The following is a 20,925-nucleotide window of genomic DNA, read 5'->3' as shown; positions in this document are numbered from 1 at the left end:
CCACCAGTGCCTCGCACGAAGCGCCGGCGGGGCAGCGTGCCTCTGATTGGCTTCGACACCTCGTCGATGTGCGGCCAGGCGAGGGACCAGCTCTTGCCTGGTCGTGGGCATACATTTTTTCGATCCTGGCGGCTTATTACGTCCTCCGGCCAATCCGTGACCAGATGGGCGTGGCAGGCGGCATCGAGAACCTGCCCTGGCTCTTCACGGGCACCCTGGCGGGAATGTTGGCCCTCAACGTGCCATTTGCTTGGCTGGTAAAGACGCTTCCACGAGCGCGGTTCGTGCCGCTCACCTACCGATTCTTTGCAGCAAACATTCTCGTCTTCGCCGCCGCTTTGTACGTCGCGGGTCCGGAGGGGAATATATGGATTGGTCGTGCTTTCTTCATTTGGTTGTCGATCTTTAACTTATTCGTCGTCTCGGTCTTTTGGGCCACCATCGTTGATGTCTTCTCAGCGGAACAAGGAAAGCGGCTTTTCGCGTTCATTGCCGCCGGAGCGACGCTCGGTGCCATCGCGGGCTCGGCCACGACTGCCATCCTCGCCCGCGACGCGCCGACCTGGGCCCTGCTACTCGGCGCCGCAGTTCTTCTTGAAGTCGCGGTCTTCAGCATGCGCGGGCTCGCCCAAATGTCGGACCGACTCCGCGAAGCACCCCACACCGGCGATGCACCGGCCGCCGGGGCCATCGGCGGCAGCGCCTTCGCGGGCATCACGCGAACGCTTCGCTCGCCCTACCTTCTGAATATCAGTCTTTTCCTGTTGCTGTTCTCGATCACCTCGACATTCTTGTACTTCGAGCAAGCCGGTATTGCCAAGCGTAGCTTTTCCGATCGGGGACCTCAGACAGCCTTCTTCGCCAGCGTGGATTTGTTGGTGAATATCCTCACGCTCGGCGTGCAATTTTTCCTGACGGGACGGATCGTGCGCCGGATTGGCTTAGGACCGACCCTGGCCCTCTTGCCAGCAGCCAGCATCCTCGGTTTCGCTGCTTTGGCCGTATCGCCGACGATTGCGGCGATTGTGGTTTTCCAAGTCCTGCGACGTGCCGGAAATTTCGCCATTGCCCGGCCAATCCGCGAAGTACTCTTTACCGTGGTGCCTCGCGAGGATCGGTACAAAGCAAAGAACTTCATCGACACGGTGGTATATCGGGTCGGCGACCAGTTGGGGGCCTGGTCATTCGCTGGGATCGCCGCTCTCGGGCTCGGATCGACCGCTGTCGCCGTAACGGCAGTCCCTCTCTCGGTGGCATGGCTTCTGAACGGCCTGTGGCTTGGGCGTCGTCAGCTAGAGCGTCAGATGCATCAGGATAGGATCGCGCAGAACCAGGATCCGACGGGCCGGGTATAGGCCCTCAAGCACCGGATCTCAGGGCGCGTGAGCGTGATGCTCTGACTTGAGATTCTTCGGGGTCCGTCATCTGATCAGGCCGCGCGGACAACGCTCGGTCTATCCGACGCGACCCGATGGTTGTGCCAGCGGAAACGCCTGAGCACAGAAGCAATAAACGCGAGTACCCTTCCAGCTCGAGAGTCCCTGTTGTGGACATCTCTTATCTGTGATGCGCATGTCAGGCATGTTCATCAGCGAATTTGGCTTCGACCGCTTGATAAATGTCTACAAATGGGCGATCTGCTGCCTTGGGGGCACAGGGAAAAGAAAACTACGCATGTCCGAAAGCACCGAAATTCAAACGACCGACTTCGTCGATCTCGCCGCGGACATCGTCGCGGCGTATGTGTCGAACAATCCAGTCCGCACCGCCGATCTACCAGATCTGATCCGCAACGTGCACGCAGCACTCAACGGCCTTGTCGCCGGTACCGCTCAGGTCGCGGAAGAGGTCGCCCCGGAAAAGCCGTCGCCTGCCCAAATCCGCAAGTCTGTGATGCCGGACGGCATCGTCAGCTTCCTCGACGGCAAGAGCTACAAGACACTGAAGCGTCATCTCAGCAGCCATGGTCTCGATCCGCACAGCTACCGGCTGCGGTACGGCCTCCCAGCGGATTACCCGATGGTTGCCCCGTCTTACGCAGCCATGCGTTCGGAACTCGCGAAGTCCATCGGTTTGGGTCAGGTTGCCAACCGTAATGAGGACGATGAGGTGCCGCCGAAGACCAAGGGTCGCAAGCAGGCAGCTTAAGGTACCGTTTCGCGACTGATCGAGGTCTCGCCTTCCCTAATCGGTGCGGGACCTCGATAGCCAGCGCATCTGCCCGCTGGCGAGGCTTTAGCAGCAACTCTAGAGTCAATGCTGATCCCGATTGGTCGGGCTCAGATCTGCGCTCTGATGTATTCCATTTCCCGCAGCGAAGATCACAATGTCGCCGGGTCCGACGTAACGCATGGCGCGGAAGTCCCAGCGCCGATGGAAGAGCCTTGGACCAGCAAAGAGACGTTAGGCGTTCCAGTAGCGATCGTCGCGAAAGCCAACATAATTGTTACGACAAAGACAATCTACCCATTCGTCAGCAGGGGGCGTTCTCTCGCGCCTTAGAGAAGCGGCCATGTTTGTTTCCGCAAGGCTCCTCTGACATCGAGGATGCTATCCACCGGTCAGGGATGCGGGTTGGCCCGGGAGCGTCAGGCGGTCACCTGCCTAGTTCAAGATGCCGCCTGCGATGCTACATATGCCAAAGTTCTGGTCGGGATAATTTTTGATATAGATATAACTTCCGAAGGGCTGAATGAGATACTCTGTGTGACGGCCCCGCATCGGCCTAGTATATAGTCTAAACGTTCTGCTCAGGGATAGTCAGCAACGCGAATCCAGTCGTCGGTGTGTAGCCTAGACTTGCATGCGCTGTGCTCGAACCCCGTACGACCGTGACTGAAGCATGTCGACCGTCCGGTGCAAGCACTAAGAGTTCTGGCGTATCACCAATTTCGCAGTAATCGAAGATGTTCGGGATCGACCATCGGCTCGTATGATACTGTTGATATCTGCGCGCACGGCTCTTTGCTCTCATTGGGTATGTCCGACCAGCGTCCCGTTGGGCGTGACGTCGAGCCCGTAGACTCCGGTACCGACGGCATATTGTTCGCAGTCTCATGCCGCCCCAAAGTGGCATCGATCGCTAGGACGCCGACGCGCGCCGACTTGTACCTCGCGACGAAGGCGCGCCTACCATTGGGCATAAACGCGACGGCTGCGGCTTCATTGAGGACATCGACCATTGCAACTGACGGCACCTTTGCGGCGGCGATCGACAGCACGGTAACACTGCGTCCCTCGCGGTTCGCAACGAGAGACAAGTCGCCGACCTTCGAAATTGCGATGTCCGAGGATTACCATCCAATCTCGACCATCTCGATAAGGCGCAGTGGTGGTGTGATCAGATCGATGACATGCAGGGAATTGTCTGCGTGAGCGTACCAGACTGCATCCTCTTGATGCATCAGCACCGAACTTACGACCACGCCAAGGCGTCCATTCGGCATGAGCCGCAGGTTCGTTAGTGGGCCGTACACCGCGTTATCGAGGGGAAGAGTATGGACGAGGCGAGAATGTGCCTCTTCGCTGACGTCAATGATCCCAGAGTATCGTTTCCGTTCGGTCCGTTGCAGCTTCCATCCGGCGCGAAGAAGGTTTTGCCATCGAGGCCGACGAGCATGAGCGCTGTTGTGCTACCCGAGGCCGAAGCGGCTCGGGATGAGCGGGAGCAGGAGCGCCATCCTGAGCTTGCCGATGTGGATGCGTACCATATCCCGCACATAGGGCGCTCGGACCAGGAGTTCTGTTCGCCTCACCATAGAGCGATCGGTCTGCGGCGCCGCAGGGGCCAGCACATTATCGGAACAGTCGAAGTCCTGCGCCAAGCAGACTTAGCCCTGCGATGAGCAGGGTGCCGCCGGCCCATTCCAAGACGCTCCGACGCCGCGGCGAAGCCTGTGCTGCAGCTGCCAAAGCAACGCCAGCCAGCAGGAAGCTCGCACTTACCGTGAACATCAGGGAGCCCCTTCTTTCGAATTCTGGGCCATGACAGTCCTCATGGACCGATTGCCAGATTCTCCCAACCCTGGAGTTCTCTCCTTGTGTGCGAAATGAATTCAGATTTGCATGCCCCATTTGGGGGATTGGCGAGGCTTTCGCACACAATAGAAGTCTTTTTGCAACTGAGCAGTCAGTGCAAACTTCGATTGAAGAACCGGGATCAGTTCGAGTGGTCCGGGAAAAAGCACACTAGTAAAAACTGGGCTAAAGAAATATCCTTCAGCAACACATCATATGACTGAATGCTTCAATCTTTATCATGCGAATTGCCGATTGAATCCCGGTGATTAAAATGTACAGACATTTATTGATTTGAGTTAGTCCTAGTTGCCTTCATTGATTGTCTCTTTAGGTGACGCCACCCGGTGATCGAGCTCGAGAAAAAAGCTTTGTCGCGGAGAGTCGCGCGCGATCGAGATGTTCGAGTCGCGTCGGGATCACAGGGATGAGCAACATTTCTCCTTGTGTGCGGACTCCTGCTTGGTCCCGCCGCCCGCGAACGCTCGCCGACTCTATGCTGGACGGCCCCTGCGGCAGGGTCGCCAAATCGCCAAGGCGGGGCCCGCAGGCTCGTGTGCTCGCAACCGATGACCGTCGTCGGTTAAGAGCTCAAGCGGACGCAAAGCCGGTCGTTTGCACTTTCCCGGGACAACCCCGCTGTAATCAGCGGTTACCAGGCACAACGCGTGTCGCCGAGCCAGTAAAACGCGAGGCCGCGAGATCGTCTCCGGGGCTCCGAGCCGAGAAGCGTGTGGCGATTCCAGTTTGCGGCAAGACAATCGCCGTCGGCGCTCCGTCGAGCTTTGCCTTCGCCTTTGCAAGTTTCACCGGTGCCGCACGGCTTGCGGGTTCGACATCCGTGGCAGCCGCAACGAAGAGCGCATGTAGCTGGGTTCGCGAATCCGCATTGGCCGGTACAGGTACCGCACGGGGTGGCGAATCTGGGGTAAGATTAACCATAGCGGCATTGCCGAGACCGGCAAGATGTACAACAGGCCGAGGGGGCGGGAGGGGCATCGTCAGAGCAGCAGTTACGGCTACAAATTCAGCTGGACGGCGAGGTGGTAGCGGCAGAGACGCTGAAACGGCCGCATCCGGCGCTGGTTTTGCAGCCGCTTGCGTCTCACCGGTCAGGAGGCTCTGGGCGTCGCGGCCGTCACGATCAAGCAGATTGCTCTTCAGAGTCTCATCCGTGGCGGGTGCTGCGTACGCAAGCGCTGAGCGCGCACCGACTGGGTCCTCGGGATCGGCACTGGCAACAACGATGGCCGTTGCCTTCGGGCGCGGTCCCACAGACGCTTTCGCTGCCATTTGAACCGGCGTTGCGGTATTCTGCGAGCCTCCGCCAAAGAGGCTGGCGAAGAACCCCTTGATGCTTGGCCCATCGTCCTCGTCCAGCTGCGCCACTTCCGTGATCCCAAGGACCGTGCCGCCCCGCGCAAGGATCTCGGTACGGGCCGTTTCATAGCCGGGCAGGGGCCGATTGTCGGAAGGGAGGTGTACAGTCTTTCCATCCGGGAAAAGACGAGCCAGCTGATCGTGCGTCATGCGCGGCCAGGAGCGGACTGAACCCACGTCGAGATGTACGAAGGGAGAGTTTGAGCGTGGATACCAACCGACGCCGCCCCGTTGCATCCGCATACCGATGGCACGAATCTGGTCGATCGACACGTCCGGTAGATAGAAATCCATCGCCTTACCGAGCATGTGCTGACTGTACTCGGCGACCATCTTGGATCGTCGGCGCAGCATCGCGTTGGTGCCGGGCGAGCGATAGGCAGAGACGACGTTGATGGGTTCCTGCGATCCTACCGACCGGTAGGCTTCCCAGACCGTGTCGAACAGGCGCGGATCCATCTTGATCGGCTCGTCGACCCGCCAGTCACGCAGGAGCCAGTTCAGCTGTTCGAGAGCCGCCCGGTCGTAACGTCCGTCGCGCTTGAAGGTAACCGTCAGGCTTTCCTTCGTATGGGTGTGATAGATCGACAGGGTCCGGGTATCGCCATTGGCGACGGCGTCCTGTGTGCCACGGGTTCCCCCAAGGAGAGCGAGACCGAAACTAGCGACGATGACCGGTAGACGTCCGGCCCGCTTCAGCGAGACAGCGCGTTGGGTCGTCCGGCCGTTCCGCAGAAACTTACCCACCGTGATCTCACCCTCTACCCAATCGCGCGCGGGGCACGGATCATGGTGAACGCAAGGTTGCCGAAAACCGTAAACGTTCGGTTTACTAAGTTCTCGGCGTTTTGCTACCCGATGCCTTACGGCTAGGTCTGAACCATGGCAAAATCGTGCCTCGGTGTGCGCAGAGGCGCCGTCCAGATTATGTTCCTAAATGTGCAATACTTTCGGTCCAAGGAACGCCGCGAATCGGTATGCCTCAGCAAAAACGGTCGTCTCATGTGTTTTCTAGAAGGGTCAAAGAATCAAGATTTATGTCTGACCAGCCTTTAGGCAATAGGCGAATCTATTTTACAGAAATGTGCCGCAGTATCGATACAAACGCGAAGGAATTGTCGCTCCGACACCTCGATGAACTGCAAACAAAAAACTAATTTGCTGATGCTGCCAGCGAAAAATTTTCCGTGACACACTATGGCGTCTGGACAAGCCGCCCCCGTCCAATCGATCAGTCTTCCATACGCTTGATCGCGGAGATCGTATCAGGGGTCTTCAGCGGCGTCGGATCTAGTAGCCGGCTGGAGCGGGTACCGGGAATCGAACCCGGGTATTCAGCTTGGAAGGCTGCTGCTCTACCATTGAGCTACACCCGCATCGCCGACCCTTCTAGCAGGCCACCGAAGCCTGAGACAGCCCGAAGAAGATCGGGATCTCAGTAGAGGTTTGGTGGGGGAAGTAGGACTCGAACCTACGAAGCTTACGCAGCGGATTTACAGTCCGCCCCCTTTGCCGCTCGGGACATTCCCCCAAACCGACCGCCTTTCGGCGGCGCGCCGTCCTTATGATGACCGTCCGGGCGGGAGTCAACCGCATCACTCAATCGAAATATGCGAGATCGCATATCCGCATCTGGGCTCGCTCGGCGCCGCGCCAGGTATCTACAGACAGTGTGCCGGCGACGTGCACCTCTTTGCCGATGCTGGACAGGAGTGCCTGTCCAAGCGGGCCTTGTGTCGACCGGAATGCGATGGCGCCGATGGCTTGGCCATCCCTGCTACGCAGACGAACCCGAACGTGTCCTTGGCCTACGACGGCGGCGTCCACGATGCGGTGGCGTGATAGGACGAAGGTCGGCTCCGGAGCCGCAGAGCCGAATGGACCGGCGCGGTGGATCGTGCGCACTAGTTCGGCGGTGACACCGCCCGCACTGATTGCACCATCCACCAGGAGCGCTTCGACAGCCCGTGCCTCAGCCACGGTCGTCGACAGAACAGATGCGAGGTGATCGCGAAAACCCGTGACGTCCGGTCCGGGCAGCGTCACGCCCGCCGCCATGGCGTGGCCCCCGCCTTTCAGAGCCAGCCCCGCCTCGACTGCCGTACGGACGGCATGCCCTAGATCCGCGCCCATGATCGAACGACCCGAGCCGGTCGCAGTGCCGTCTGGACGCAGGGCGAAGGCAAAGGCTGGGCGGCCGAAACGCTCCTTCAGGCGCGCGGCGATGAGCCCGACAACGCCGGGATGCCAGTCGGCGGACGCAGCGACCAGCACCGGACGGTCCGGATCGAAACTGAGCAGGTGGTCCATCTCGGCCTCAGCGGCGGCGACCGCCTCCGCCTCAATCACCTGCCGTTCGCGATTGAGACGGTCCAGTTCCACCGCGATCCGTGAAGCCTCGGCCGGGTCAGCGGTCGTAAGGAGGGTTGCCCCAAGAGCCGCATCTCCAATCCGTCCCCCAGCATTGATCCGTGGGCCGACGAGGTAACCGAGGTGCCAAGCTTCCGGCGGCTCAGCTAAGGATGCCGCGTCCAGCAGCGCCGCGAGGCCTATGCGGCTGCGAGCGCGCATCACCTTGAGACCTTGAACAACAAGGGCGCGGTTTAGGCCGACCAGTGGAACAACATCCGCCACAGTCGCCAGGGCAACGAGGTCGAGGGACTGGGCGAGGTCGGGTAGCCGGTCGACAAACTCAATTTCTCCCCGAAGACGCCTGTTCAAGGCGACGAGCGTCAAAAAGACGACGCCCGCAGCGCAGAGGTGTCCGAGGCCGGAGAGATCGTCGAGGCGGTTCGGATTGACCAGAGCACGGCAGGGAGGCAGGTGCTCCGGGGCTCCATGGTGGTCGAGGACAATCACATCAAGGCCGAGTGCCGCGGCAGCCTCCAGAGGGGCGTGTCCGCTCGTGCCGCAATCGACGGTGACCAGCAGGGTAGCGCCAGCGCCTCGCAGGGCCTCGACGGCAGCAACGTTCGGGCCATAGCCCTCCGTGATCCGGTCGGGAATGTGAATGTGAACGGTTAGGCCGAAGCCACGTAGATAGCTCGCCAGAAGCGCGGCGCTCGCGGCTCCATCGACATCGTAATCGCCGAAGATCGCTACCTGCTCGCTGGTCTGAACGGCACGGGCAAGCCGGTCGACGGCCGGCGCCATGTCGATCAGGCAATCGGGATCCGGCATAAGGTCGCGCAAGCGTGGCTTCAGGTAGGCGTCCACTTCGGCCGGGCGGATACCGCGCCCCGCCAGAACTCGTGCCAGCAGCTCGGGCAAGGCATACGCTTGCACCATCGTCGCCGCGTAGGCCTGCACGGTTGGATCCGCGCAGCGGTCGCGCCAGGGCCGCCCGAGAACCGAGAGGGAGACGTCGAGGAACGCGCGGGGCGCGTCGAGGGAAAAGGCGACTGACACGGGAGGATCATAGCGCCATGTCTGCCGCAAGACTGCATCTGAAACGACAACGGGGCCGGCGAACATGCGCCGACCCCGCCAAGACCGCATCGCGGGTCGTCGCCCGCGGCGGCGTCAGAGGTTTTTAAGGATGCTGTCGACCACTTTCTTTGCGTCGCCGAACAGCATCATGGTGTTATCGCGGAAGAACACCTCGTTCTCCACGCCTGCGTAGCCGGAGCCCATGCCGCGCTTGATGAAGAGCACCGTCTTGGCCTTCTCGACGTCGAGGATGGGCATACCGTAGATCGGCGAGGCCTTGTCCGTCTTCGCTGCCGGATTGGTGACGTCGTTTGCGCCGATGACGAAGGCCACATCGGCCTGCGGGAACTCTCCGTTGATGTCCTCGAGCTCGAAGACCTCGTCGTAAGGTACGTTCGCCTCGGCGAGCAGCACGTTCATGTGACCAGGCATGCGGCCAGCGACAGGGTGGATCGCGTACTTCACGTCCACACCCTCCTTCTTCAGCAGGTCGACCATCTCGCGAAGGCTATGCTGAGCCTGCGCTACCGCCATCCCGTAGCCCGGTACGATGATGACTCGCTCCGCGTTCTTCATGATGTAGGCCGCGTCGTCCGCCGAACCTTGCTTGACCGGACGGGTCTCTACTGCGCCGCCGCCCACAGCCGCAGCGTCACCGCCGAAGCCGCCGAGGATGACCGAGATGAACGACCGATTCATCGCCTTACACATGATGTAGGACAGGATCGCGCCGGACGAGCCCACAAGCGCACCCGTGATGATGAGCGCGAGGTTGCCCAAGGTGAAGCCGATGCCGGCGGCTGCCCAGCCCGAGTAGGAGTTAAGCATCGAGACGACGACGGGCATGTCGGCGCCGCCAATCGGGATGATGAGGAGGCCGCCGAGAACGAAGGACAAGATTACGATCAACCAGAAGATCGCCTTGCTCTCGCTGCCGATGAAGATGGCGATCAGCACCACCAAGGCGATGCCGAGGCCAATGTTGATGAGGTGCCGCTGGGGCAGCATGATCGGCTTACCGGACATGCGCCCGTCGAGCTTCGCGAAGGCAATGACCGAGCCCGTGAAGGTGATGGCGCCGATGGCCACGCCGAGGGCCATTTCGAACAGCGACTCCTTATGGATGTGGCCGTTCTCAAGGATGCCCACGGCCTGCGGAGCGTACAGGGTCGCGGCCGCTCCCATCACAGCTGCAAGGCCGACGAGGGAGTGAAAGGCGGCGACGAGCTGCGGCATCGCCGTCATCGGCACGCGCTTGGCGATCACCGCGCCGGCACCCCCGCCGATCGCGAGGCCGAGGATCACGATGACCCAGGCGCCGAGCCCGGCTGGCGGATGGCCGACCAGGGTGGTGAGCATGGCCAGCCCCATGCCAATCATGCCGTACAGGTTGCCCTGCCGTGAGGTGGTGGGGTGGGAGAGCCCACGCAGCGCCATGATGAACAGGACGCCGGATACGATGTAGAGAAGGGATGAGACGTTCTGGGACATGTCTCAGGCCTTCTTCTTGTACATGCCGAGCATGCGCTGGGTGACGAGAAACCCGCCGAAGATGTTTACGCTGGCGAGGATGATACCGACGAAACCGAAGAAGCGGGCCCAGCCGGTGCCGTGCTCAACATAGGGAACACCCGCCGCCAGGAGCGCGCCGACGATGATCACCGATGAGATCGCGTTGGTGACGGACATCAGAGGGGTGTGGAGGGCCGGAGTCACCGACCAGACCACGTAGTAGCCGACGAAGATCGCCAGCACGAAGATCGCGAGTTGGAAGACCGTCGGGTCGACGGCGCCGTGAGTGACAGCGCTAAGGCCGTGACCGATACCATCGGCGTATTTCTGCGCCTGGAGCGCATGCTGCTGCGCGATATCGGCAGCGGTTCGGGCCGCGGCGGCGGCGGCGCGCGCCTGCTCAGCGGCCTGATCGGGGGGAAGCGTGGCCATCGTATCCTCCGGCGGGATCAAGATTTGGGCTGGAACGAGGGATGCGAGACCTGACCGTCGCGAGTCAGGTTGGTCGCCTTGACGAGTTCATCGTCCCACTTGACCGCCAATGTCTTGGCTTCCTTGTCGATCAGCGTCTCGACGAAAGCGTAGAGGTTGCGGGCGTAGAGGCTGGAGGCGGTGGCTGCGAGGCGGCCAGGCACGTTGAGGTGACCGACGATCTTCACGCCCTTTTCAGTCGTGACAACCTCTCCGCTCTTGGCACCCTCGACGTTCCCACCGCGCTCGACGGCAAGATCGACGAGAACCGAGCCCGGCTTCATTGATGCGACCATTGCCTCGGACACGAGCTGCGGAGCCGGCCGCCCAGGGATCAGCGCCGTCGTGATGACGATGTCCTGCTTGGCGATATGGGTAGTGACGAGGTCAGCCTGCTTCTTCTTGTACTCGGCCGACATCTCCTTGGCATAGCCGCCGGAGGTTTCCGCCTGCTTGAACTCTTCGTCCTCGACAGCAACGAACTTCGCGCCGAGGGACTCGACCTGTTCCTTGGTTGCCGGGCGCACGTCCGTAGCGGTGACGACCGCACCCATGCGGCGTGCCGTTGCGATCGCCTGAAGGCCAGCGACGCCGACGCCCATGACGAAGACGCGCGCCGCTGGAACAGTGCCGGCAGCGGTCATCATCATCGGCATGGCACGGCCGTACTCGGCAGCGCCGTCGATGACAGCACGGTAGCCGGCAAGGTTTGCTTGCGACGACAGTACGTCCATTACCTGAGCACGCGTGATGCGGGGCATCAGCTCCATCGCGAAGGTGTCGAGACCGGCTTCCGCCATGGCCCCAAGCTCCGCCTCATGGCCGTATGGATCCATGATTGCGACGACGCTCGCGCCGCGCTTCAGGAGGCCGATTTCCTCGGGGGACGGACGCCGAACCTTCAGAACGAGATCGGCTGAGCTGACCGCATCAGCGGCTGAGCCGACGATCGAAGCGCCGGCGGCTTCGTACTCGACGTCCAGCACGCCAGCCTTGAGGCCCGCTCCAGACTGCACGGTCACGTCGGCTCCGAGGCCGATGAACTTCTTGACCGTCTCTGGCACCGCCGCGACCCGCGGCTCCGCGGGATCGGTTTCCGATAATACAGCGATGCGCATGCAGGAATGCTCCTTAAAGGACGGCCCGAAGGCGACCCGCAAATCAGTCAAGTTAGGGATGGAAAGGGATCAAGCGAAAGCGAGGTACAGCGCCAGGAGGATGCCAACTGCCAGGGGGGCCTTCCAGCCGATCGCGGGAGCGAGAGCGCCGACGGCACCCGCGACACCAGACAGGATCACACCGAAGATTGCGGTTAGCCAGGCCTCGCGAATACCGCCGACAGCCAGCGCCAGGACCCAGCATAGGACGACACCAGTGCCGATCTCTACGAATCGAACGAAGCCGCGATAGGTCTGCTCGTGAGTCTTCTCATCCATCGCCGGGCTGTAATGCGCACCGGACACGGTCTTGGTATCGGCCATCTTGTGAGCGTCCCCTTGGGCATCATCTTGATTTGTTCCAAGGGGATTTAGCGCAAGCCAAGGTCGCTCGCAATCGACATGCGCACCGACCAATCACCTCGAACGCCTTTTTATGGCCACGCTTTCAAGCCGGCAACGCAAGTCCTGCCGTCGTAAGCGCCTCGCCCTGGCGCGCTTCCAGTTCGGCAAGGGAGAACCGGTCGATCTCGGCTTCGAACAAGCGGTGATAGTTCAGCTCCGAACGGAGATGCAGAAAGACGGCGCCGAGGCCGACCGCCGCGCGGTCCATGAAAACGAACTCCTGTGGGATCGTGACAGGGCCACGCGCCTTGAGGGCTTGATGGACCTCGAAGGCCTGCCGACGCCCATACTCGCCTGGCTTGACCCCGTCGGCCACGGTTCGTGTACGATCCTCCAAGATCGGTCCATAGATAAAGCGCGCCCAGATATTCAGGATTTCGACAAGTTCCTTATTGAGGTTCTTGAATCCCCAGGTCTCGTACGCATGAACGATACGGGCATTGTCGTTGGTCAGCAGACCCCGATAGAGGTCGACCACCCCACCGACGAAGCGCGGATGAAAGATCCGGACACAGCCGTAGTCGAGAAGGTTGATCCCCTTCGCCTCGCCGCCTTCCGAGAAGACCGTGTAGTTGCCGAGGTGGGGGTCCCCGTGAATGACGGCGGCACGGCTGAAGGGATGCCACCAGGCCTTGAACATCGAACGGGCCAGCCGATTTCGGACGTCCACCGGAGCCTCGGCAAAATCGAGAATCCGCTGACCATCGAGCCAGCCAAGCGTCAAAAGGCGCTTTGTCGAGAGATCCTTGTGGATGGCGGGTACGCGGACCGCATCGACGTCGCGAAGAACGTTGCCGTAGAGCACGGCATGTTTCGCTTCTCGCTCGTAATCGAGTTCCTCGCGGACACGGGCGCCGATTTCCTTCGCAATCTCCCGGGTATCGAGCCACGATGACATGCGGCGATGCAGAGCGAATGCGACTTCGAGCTGTTTGAGGTCGGCCTCCACGGCCGATTGCATATCCGGATATTGAAGCTTGCAGGCGAGCCGTGTGCCGTCGAGCGCCGTTGCGCGGTGAACTTGGCCGAGGGAAGCCGCTGCGGCCGGCTTCAGATCAAAAGTCTGGAACCGGGTCTGCCAACCCACTCCAAGCTCGGCCATCATGCGGCGCTTGACGAACGCTGCGCCCATTGGGGGCGCATCGGCTTGAAGCTTCTGCAGTTCGGTGGCGTACTCGGGCGGCAACAGGTCTGGAACCGTCGCAAGCAGCTGCGCCACTTTCATGATCGGCCCCTTCAGGCCACCAAGAGCTTGGGCCAAGGCTGCCGCATTGGACGGAGCCTCCTTTCCGCCGAACAGCTTTGCGCCGGCCATGCGGGCCGCCACCCCGCCGACATTGGCGCCGACGCGCGCATAGCGACTGGCGCGGGCGGAGAAGCGGTTGGCTTCACGATCGGTGTCGGCCATCGGGATCAATCAACTCGTCGGGAAATCCTAAGTTTGAGATAAGCGCACCGGCGCATCCTGCCAGGGCAGCGGGCTCAACGGTCGCGGCTCTGCACCCTCGTCACCAGCGGATCACCCCGCCTTCCATAGAGCGTTCAGTTTTCGTCCCTCGCACCGGAAGCAAACACCCGGATCGCCACTATACCTTCACCTTGCCCCTTAAAAGGAGCCCCTTGAGACGCATGCGGACGGAGTGTCAGAGTGGATCGTGCGTGGCGCCAAATCTCACAAGGAACCGCCTCCCGTTGTTTAAGGTAACCAACGGGAGACTTGTATCGCCAGGGGCTCACACGACCGCTTGCTTACGCACCCTCCATCGCTTCCAGTTCGGCGATCATACCTTCGATCATCGAGAGCCCGATTTGCCAGAAGCCCGGGTCGCGGGCGTCGAGGCCGAATGGGGCAAGAAGTTCGCCGTAGGGCTTCGCGCCGCCGGCTGACAGAAGTGCGAAGTAACGCTCCACAAAGCCATCCTCAGCCTGCGCGTAGACGCCATAGAGTGAGTTCACGAGGCAGTCGCCGAAGGCATAGGCATAGACGTAGAACGGTGAATGGATGAAGTGCGGGATGTAGGCCCAGAAGGGCTCGTAGCCCGCATCGAGTGCTATCGCCGGACCGAGGCTCTCCGCCTGTACCGACATCCACAGTCCGTTGAGCTGTTCGGCGGTCAGCTCGCCCTGTGTCCGGGCGAGGTGGACCTTGCGCTCGAAGACGTAGAACGCGATCTGGCGGACGACTGTGTTGATCATGTCTTCCACCTTCGCCGCCAGCATGGCGCGGCGCTGGCTCTTGTTCCCGGTGCCGGCCAGGAGGCGACGGAAGGTCAGCATCTCACCGAAGACGCTGGCAGTCTCCGCAAGGGTGAGAGGTGTCGGTGCCATGAGAGCACCGTTCGGGCCGGCGAGAACCTGATGCACGCCGTGGCCGAGCTCATGCGCAAGGGTCATGACGTCCCGCGGCTTCCCCTGATAGTTCACAAGGACGTAGGGATGGGCCGATGGTACCGTCGGGTGCGCGAAGGCGCCAGGCGCCTTGCCGGGGCGAGTCGGTGCATCGATCCAATTGCGATCGAAGAACGTCTGGGCAATGTCGGCCATCTGCGGCGAGAATGCCCGGTAAGCGTCCAAGACGGTGTTGCGCGCCTCGCTCCAGGGAATGGTACGCTGATCGACCTTGGGAAGCGGAGCGTTTCGGTCCCAGTAGGGTAGAGCCTCAACGCCGAACCACTTGGCCTTCAGGCGATAGTAGCGGTGCGACAGCCGTGGATAGGCCGCTTGAACGGCTTCAACCATCGCGGCGACCACCTCGGGCTCGACGCGGTTCGAGAGGTGACGCGCGTCTGCCACGTCCTTGAAGCCACGCCAGCGGTCCGAGATCTCCTTGTCCTTCGCAAGCGTGTTGGTGATCAGCGTAAAGGTGCGCAGGTTTGCGCGAAAAACTTCGCTAAGAGCGCCCGCCGCTTCCTGCCGAACGGAGCCATCCGGGTCCTGGAGTTTGTTGAGAGTCGGCTCCAAGGTGAGGTGTTCCCCTTGCACGGGGAAACGGAGCGCTGCGATTGTGCCGTCAAACAGTCGGTTCCAGGCCGAGCGCCCGGTGACGGACTTCTCCAGGAAGAGCTTCTCGGTGCGATCATCAAGCTGGAACGGCTTCTCGCGCCGTAGATCTTCGAGCCAGGGTGCGTAATGGGCGAGGGGCCCATCTGCCATGGCAAGATCCATGGTCTCGTCGGGAATGCGGTTCAGTTCGAGGGCGAAGAACAGCAGATGGCTGGAGGCTGTGGTAAGACGCTCCTGTGTGTCGCCGTAGAATTTCTCCCTGAGCTCATCCGTGGTGTCGCCGGAATACACCAAGCCCGCGAACGACATCAGGCGTCCGAGCAGGTCCTCGATCCCTTCGTATGTGGCGACCGCCTCGGCCAGCTGGGACGAGGCATCCGGCGCGGCGGCCATCTCTGCGAGGTGTCCAGCGTACTGCTCGGAGAATCGCGCGCAGTCTGCCTCGGCGCGGATCAAATCGGTTGAGAAATCGGCCGAATCGATCCCTGCATACAGGTCGGTGAGGTCCCATTCCGGCAGCGCCCCTAGATCGGCCGCATGTGCCGTAGCTCTGGCCGCATTGGACCCTTCCGCATTCGTGACGATGCCCGAACGACTGGCAGTGGCGACGGTTCGGCTCGGCATGATGATCTGCTTCCTTTCGGCCCGGTGAGTGCCGTGCGCGGTGATATCGAGTGCAGGGGCCCTCCGATCAATCCGATTCCATCATAATCCTGAAGGCCGAGCCGGTTTGTCAGGAGGCGCACGGAGCGGGGCGTCCGCACTGACAGCTCCCATGTCCGGAAAAGTCGGATCGTCGTTAAGCACGGCTTTACGCTCTTGGGGCACCCTGCGGTTCGAAACGAAACACGCCGGCGACGATGGCGCCCGGACGACCCCCGTGTCGTCGGATGCCGTCCGCTTGCGAACAGCGAGGCTGCCCCATGTCGACAACGGTTCTCATCGTCGACGATGACCCCGTGCAGCGCCGCCTCGCCGAAACGATGGTTCGGCGCCTCGGCTTCGAGGCACGAGTGGCCGAGAGCGGCGAGCAGGGCCTCGAAGTCTTGCGCGCCGGTGATGCGATCGACGTGCTACTCCTCGACCTTGTCATGCCCGGCGGCCTCGATGGTTTAGGGGTCATGTCCGAGATGCGCAGGACCGGCCTTGACGTGCCGGTGATCGTTCAGACCTCAAACGGCTCGATCGACGCCGTGGTCACGGCGATGCGTGCCGGCGCCACCGATTTCGTCGTCAAGCCAGCCGGTGCCGAGCGTCTGCAGGTCTCGATCAAGAACGCTCTCAAGGTAGATCAGCTTGAAGAAGAGGTCCGCCGCATGCGCCGGCGCGCCTCGGGCGCCCTGACCTTCAAGGATCTGACATCGCGGAGCCCAGATATGGAGCGGGTGATCCGTCTCGCCGAACGCTCGGCCAAGTCCAACATTCCGGTGCTTATCGAGGGGGAGTCAGGCGTCGGCAAGGAGGTGTTGGCGAGGGCAATACAAGGGTCTGGCGATCGACGCGGCAAGGCATTCGTCACCGTCAACTGTGGGGCAATCCCCGACAACCTCGTCGAGTCAACGCTTTTCGGACACGAGAAGGGCGCCTTCACGGGCGCTACCGAGCGGCACGTCGGCAAGTTCGTCGAAGCGTCGGGTGGAACGCTTTTCCTCGACGAGATTGGCGAGCTACCTCTCGACGCGCAGGTGAAGCTCTTGCGCGCCCTGCAGGAAGGCGAGGTCGACCCTGTCGGCGGCAAGCGCAGTGTGCGGGTGGACATTCGTTTAATCTCGGCGACGAATCGTTCGCTCCTCGACCTCGTGAAGCAGGGCCGCTTCCGCGAGGACCTGTATTATCGTTTGAACGTCTTCCCGATGACCCTGCCACCGCTGCGGGCCCGCCGGGAGGATATACCGGATCTGGTGCGCTCCTTCTGCGCGCGCTTCGCGGCCGAGGAAGGCAAGAAGGTGAGGGCCATCACACCCGAGGCCATGGCGCTTCTGACACGGTACGGCTGGCCGGGTAATGTCCGCCAACTCGAGAACGCTTTATTCCGTGCAGTCGTGCTCGCAGATGGCGACGAGCTGACCGTCTCCGAGTTTCCCCAAATCGCCGCTCAGGTGGAAGGGTTCGACGTTCGTATTCCCGCCGCACCGATTCAGCCCATTGTACAAGGCGGCGCGCCGGAACCGGTGCGGGAAATCGTCCGAGTGGAAGTGCGCGATCCGCATGCCATGAGTCTGGTCGCGGAAGAGACTGGTGAGATGAAGACGATGGACGGTTTGGAGGCGGAGATCATTCGCTTCGCCCTCCAGTTTTATCGCGGCCGAATGTCCGAGGTTTCACGCCGTCTTGGAATAGGCCGATCTACCCTTTACCGGAAGCTTAAGGACCTGGGCCTCGCAGAAGAGGACAAGGTTGACGAGGCTGCCGCCTGAAAGCTCTCGTCGGCGACCGTGCGATTGCGCACGCGCCTGCCGGGTCCGATTATTCTAATGCCATCGGCCAGTACGGTCGGTCTCGAGGAGTTGCCACCATGGGCGTTTCGCGCTCCGCCTCCGTCGCGCTGTCCGCACTCTTGGCAGGCTTGGTCGGCTATGAGGCCCAGGCCCAAGGCTTAGATGTGCGCCCGCCGGAGAACCGGGCGATCGACGCACAGAGCCCCCAGGTTCAACCAGCACCGCCGGCTACAGATGCGGCTCCCACAACCCCTGTCGCACGGAACGCCTCGGTCGATGCGGGGGTGCACGAGCCATCTAAGCCGGACCCCTCCGCCGCGGGCGCCGGTCCGAGCGCGACCACGACGGGACCGGATGCGAACCCATCTTCATCGGGAACGCCTTCCGCGAGCGAAGCTGCGGCACCGTCGCCCCTGCCGACCGATCCGCAGGCTGCTGCCATCGCCACCCGGCTTGCCGATCCAAAGCCGCTTCTCGCCCGGCTCTCGACGAAAGATCGCGAGGCCATCCAGGCATTCTACGCGCTGGGTGCCTTTAAGCCGGTCTGGATCCTCGATGGTTCGCTGACGCCCGCGGCGAAATCGGTGGCTGTCCGGCTGGCCGCCGCTGGTGAGGACGGCCTCACGGCTTCGGCATATCCCGCGCCGGTTCTCGGAACCTTAGGAACTACCGAAGCGCAGATCGCGGACGCGGACTTGAAGCTCTCAGCCGCGGTGGTCCTCTATGCACGGGATGCGCGCGGTGGACGCATCCATCTGGCCAATCTGTCGCGTCTGATCACGCCGGTTCTCGACTTGCCGGCACCGGATGCCGTCCTTGCCCGGATCGCCTCCGGCGGCTCGTCGGCGGGATCACTGCTACAAGGCTATAATCCAGCTCAGACGGGTTACCTCGCTCTCAAAGCGCGCCTCGCGATGCTGCGCGGACAGAGTCAGACTGCATCCGCGCCCAGCGTACACCTGTCGCAGGGGCCAGTGCTTAAGCTCGGCATGACGGACCCGCGCGTTCCGGCCCTACGGAGCCGGTTCGGCCTAGAAACCCGGACAGCCGGCACTCTCGATGCCGGACCGGGAAATTCGGAATCCTACGATGCGGGCGTGGTTGCAGCTGTGGCTGCGTTCCAACGCGCGCGAGGTTTGCCCCCGAACGGCGCATTGACTGCCCAAACCGTATCCGCTCTGGCCCGGCCCGACGCCGCGGGCCGTACCGACGAAGCAGAGGCTGCGCTCATCGTGAACATGGAGCGCTGGCGCTGGTTGCCGTCCGATCTCGGCCGCGACTACGTCATGGTCAACATCCCCGAGTTTCGCTTGCGGGTGGTCCGCGACGGACGACAGCGCGATGAGGCACGCGTGATCGTCGGTAAAACGGAATCGCCGACGCCGATCTTTTCGGGGCTCATGGAGTACGCGGTCGTCAATCCGTCTTGGAACGTTCCGCCTTCGATCCTGAAGAATGAGTTCTTGCCAGGTCTCGCCCGCGACCCGAACTACGCGGCCCGTCGGGGCTATGAAGTAGTCTATCGCAATGGCAATGTTTCGGTGCGTCAGCCGCCGGGGGAACGCAACGCCCTTGGCTTTATCAAGTTTATGTTCCCGAACAATCACGCGGTCTACCTCCACGATACACCGAACCGAACTTTGTTCTCGTCCGCTCACCGCGCCCTTAGCCATGGCTGCGTACGCGTCGAGGACCCGTTCCGGTTTGCTGACGCGGTCTTGCCTGAGGCGTGGTCGAGCGATCGCTTGAAGAAGCTAATTGGAAAGGGCGAGCGCCAGATCCGCTTGAGTGAAAAGCTGCCGGTTCACCTCGCGTATTTTACGACGTTGGTAGACGAGGCCGGTACGACGCGGACCCTGCCCGACCTGTACGGTTACGACATACGTATGAAGATCGCACTCGGACTGAGCCCCGGGAGTCTGTTGGTTGCGCGGGGATCAGACGGCAAATCCGCGGAAGCCCGGCGCTCTCTACAGAGGAAGCCGACAACGATCACAGCGCGGACCGGACCGGCGCTGACGGCCGCTCCAAAGCCAATGGCTGACGCGCGCCGGGCACGTATTCGAGAAGTCAATTCCGATGGTCCTGTTTCACGCGCCATGGTGGAACGTCCTCCGGCCGGTAACAGTGAGCCTGACCTCTGGACTCCGCGGCCCGGCCGGCCCCTGAACGGTTGGTGGTAGCACCCAACGTTTAGGTATTTAGAGACACTGCTTGGTTGATCACCGGCGCCGGCGTGTCTCCAGCGAGTTTCGGAGATGGAAGCGTGAACCGCAGCGGAGAGATATACCTCCGACCCTAACACTGCATCGGCCGAGCGCGGGTCTGAGTGTCCGAACCATCGGCTTGTTGCAGCCTCTTTGAGGCCGACATGCGGGCAAACGCTTTCGGAGGACACACCTGATCCACTGCGTCCGCTCCGAATGTGCGATTCCCTTCTGGAACGACATGCATAGATCATCGGGTCTTCGAATACAAACACAGGGCGCAATGCTGCGCCAATACTTTGGATCCATCGCCCCGACGTTGTGTCTACTCCGCGCCGGGAAATGATGAGCAACAGGCGCTAGTACCATCAGGACTACCGGTCCGAAATCGAGGCGATTTGCGTTTGGCAAGTGCCAATCTGCGATGGCTAATTTTCTGAGAACCGATGGCAAATAACGTCTTGGCATAAGGTCACGGTGAGCATCGCTCCTAGAACTACCGACGTCGATACTAAAAAACTGAGGCCTTGGTTGAACGATAGACTTCGGGATGTACCTGCCGCGCTCTACGAAGGGCTTGTCACCACCAGCTCGATCATAAATCACAACTCTTACTAGTATTGACTCCTCATATAGAAGTATAATGCAATTTCCGAAAGAATAATTTGTTAACATCGTATTTTAATGCATGTTTGTGCCTCTTGTTTGTCATAATCCAGAGATATGATGATTGGAGTATTTGTTACAGTTCTTGCATTTGATGCACGGTATCTCCGTATCTTACTCCGACCTGCACCGAACCTGTCCCGTTTCGTTCCAAGGCCACGGGCTTATGGGAATCAATGTCTGCTTATCCTGAGGGCACTGTCACGATGGACACCACTTCTGCTCGGAAGGGCCTTCCCG

The 20,925-nt window shown here is 61.4% G+C and carries 12 protein-coding genes and 2 tRNA genes; 4 read left to right on the top strand and 10 right to left on the bottom strand.

Features of this window, described 5'->3' with window-relative positions; all coding sequences use genetic code 11:
- The first annotated feature begins 68 nt into the window (after window positions 1–68).
- Window positions 69–1,355 (top strand): MFS transporter, encoded by a 1,287-nt coding sequence (locus tag CRT23_RS23130; RefSeq protein WP_103711953.1) that lies wholly within the window; start codon window positions 69–71, stop codon window positions 1,353–1,355.
- 319 nt (window positions 1,356–1,674) lie between these two features.
- The gene (locus CRT23_RS23125) at window positions 1,675–2,148 is read left to right on the top strand and encodes a MucR family transcriptional regulator (RefSeq protein WP_103711952.1); all 474 of its coding nucleotides are present in this window, start codon (window positions 1,675–1,677) and stop codon (window positions 2,146–2,148) included.
- Between the two features lie 2,514 nt (window positions 2,149–4,662).
- Here the strand turns inward: CRT23_RS23125 and CRT23_RS23115 are convergent.
- From CRT23_RS23115 to CRT23_RS23070, 10 genes are all read right to left on the bottom strand, one after another.
- Window positions 4,663–6,069, bottom strand: coding sequence for a DUF882 domain-containing protein (locus CRT23_RS23115; protein WP_245436508.1), 1,407 nt, complete (start codon window positions 6,067–6,069; stop codon window positions 4,663–4,665).
- Between the two features lie 630 nt (window positions 6,070–6,699).
- A tRNA-Gly gene (locus CRT23_RS23110) sits at window positions 6,700–6,773 on the bottom strand.
- Between the two features lie 71 nt (window positions 6,774–6,844).
- Window positions 6,845–6,928 (bottom strand) — tRNA-Tyr (locus CRT23_RS23105).
- Window positions 6,929–6,996: 68 nt separating this feature from the next.
- A complete protein-coding gene (recJ, locus tag CRT23_RS23100; RefSeq protein WP_245436506.1) occupies window positions 6,997–8,685 on the bottom strand; it encodes a single-stranded-DNA-specific exonuclease RecJ in 1,689 nt (562 codons plus the stop codon).
- Between the two features lie 234 nt (window positions 8,686–8,919).
- Window positions 8,920–10,317 (bottom strand): NAD(P)(+) transhydrogenase (Re/Si-specific) subunit beta, encoded by a 1,398-nt coding sequence (locus CRT23_RS23095; protein WP_103711949.1) that lies wholly within the window; start codon window positions 10,315–10,317, stop codon window positions 8,920–8,922.
- 3 nt (window positions 10,318–10,320) lie between these two features.
- Entirely contained in the window at window positions 10,321–10,770 is a 450-nt protein-coding gene (locus CRT23_RS23090) for a proton-translocating transhydrogenase family protein (RefSeq protein ID WP_055955636.1), read from the bottom strand.
- A 17-nt stretch (window positions 10,771–10,787) separates the two neighbouring features.
- Entirely contained in the window at window positions 10,788–11,927 is a 1,140-nt protein-coding gene (locus tag CRT23_RS23085) for a Re/Si-specific NAD(P)(+) transhydrogenase subunit alpha (protein ID WP_103711948.1), read from the bottom strand.
- Window positions 11,928–11,996: 69 nt separating this feature from the next.
- Window positions 11,997–12,290: an aa3-type cytochrome c oxidase subunit IV gene (locus CRT23_RS23080; RefSeq protein WP_055955629.1), complete on the bottom strand. Its 294-nt coding sequence runs from the start codon at window positions 12,288–12,290 to the stop codon at window positions 11,997–11,999.
- A gap of 124 nt (window positions 12,291–12,414) precedes the next feature.
- Window positions 12,415–13,779: an AarF/ABC1/UbiB kinase family protein gene (locus CRT23_RS23075; RefSeq protein WP_103711947.1), complete on the bottom strand. Its 1,365-nt coding sequence runs from the start codon at window positions 13,777–13,779 to the stop codon at window positions 12,415–12,417.
- Between the two features lie 341 nt (window positions 13,780–14,120).
- A complete protein-coding gene (locus CRT23_RS23070) occupies window positions 14,121–15,998 on the bottom strand; it encodes a M3 family oligoendopeptidase (protein WP_103711946.1) in 1,878 nt (625 codons plus the stop codon).
- A 299-nt stretch (window positions 15,999–16,297) separates the two neighbouring features.
- Between CRT23_RS23070 and CRT23_RS23065 the strand changes: the two genes are divergently transcribed.
- Complete coding sequence (locus CRT23_RS23065) at window positions 16,298–17,791, top strand: sigma-54 dependent transcriptional regulator (protein ID WP_103711945.1); 1,494 nt, start codon at window positions 16,298–16,300, stop codon at window positions 17,789–17,791.
- Window positions 17,792–17,889: 98 nt separating this feature from the next.
- A complete protein-coding gene (locus tag CRT23_RS23060; RefSeq protein WP_103711944.1) occupies window positions 17,890–19,995 on the top strand; it encodes a L,D-transpeptidase family protein in 2,106 nt (701 codons plus the stop codon).
- Window positions 19,996–20,925: the final 930 nt, after the last annotated feature.

This window comes from Methylobacterium sp. V23 (assembly GCF_002917135.1).
GTDB lineage: Bacteria > Pseudomonadota > Alphaproteobacteria > Rhizobiales > Beijerinckiaceae > Methylobacterium.
The sequence above is the reverse complement of the archived record's forward strand: the minus strand, read 5'-3'. Positions and strand labels throughout refer to the sequence as shown.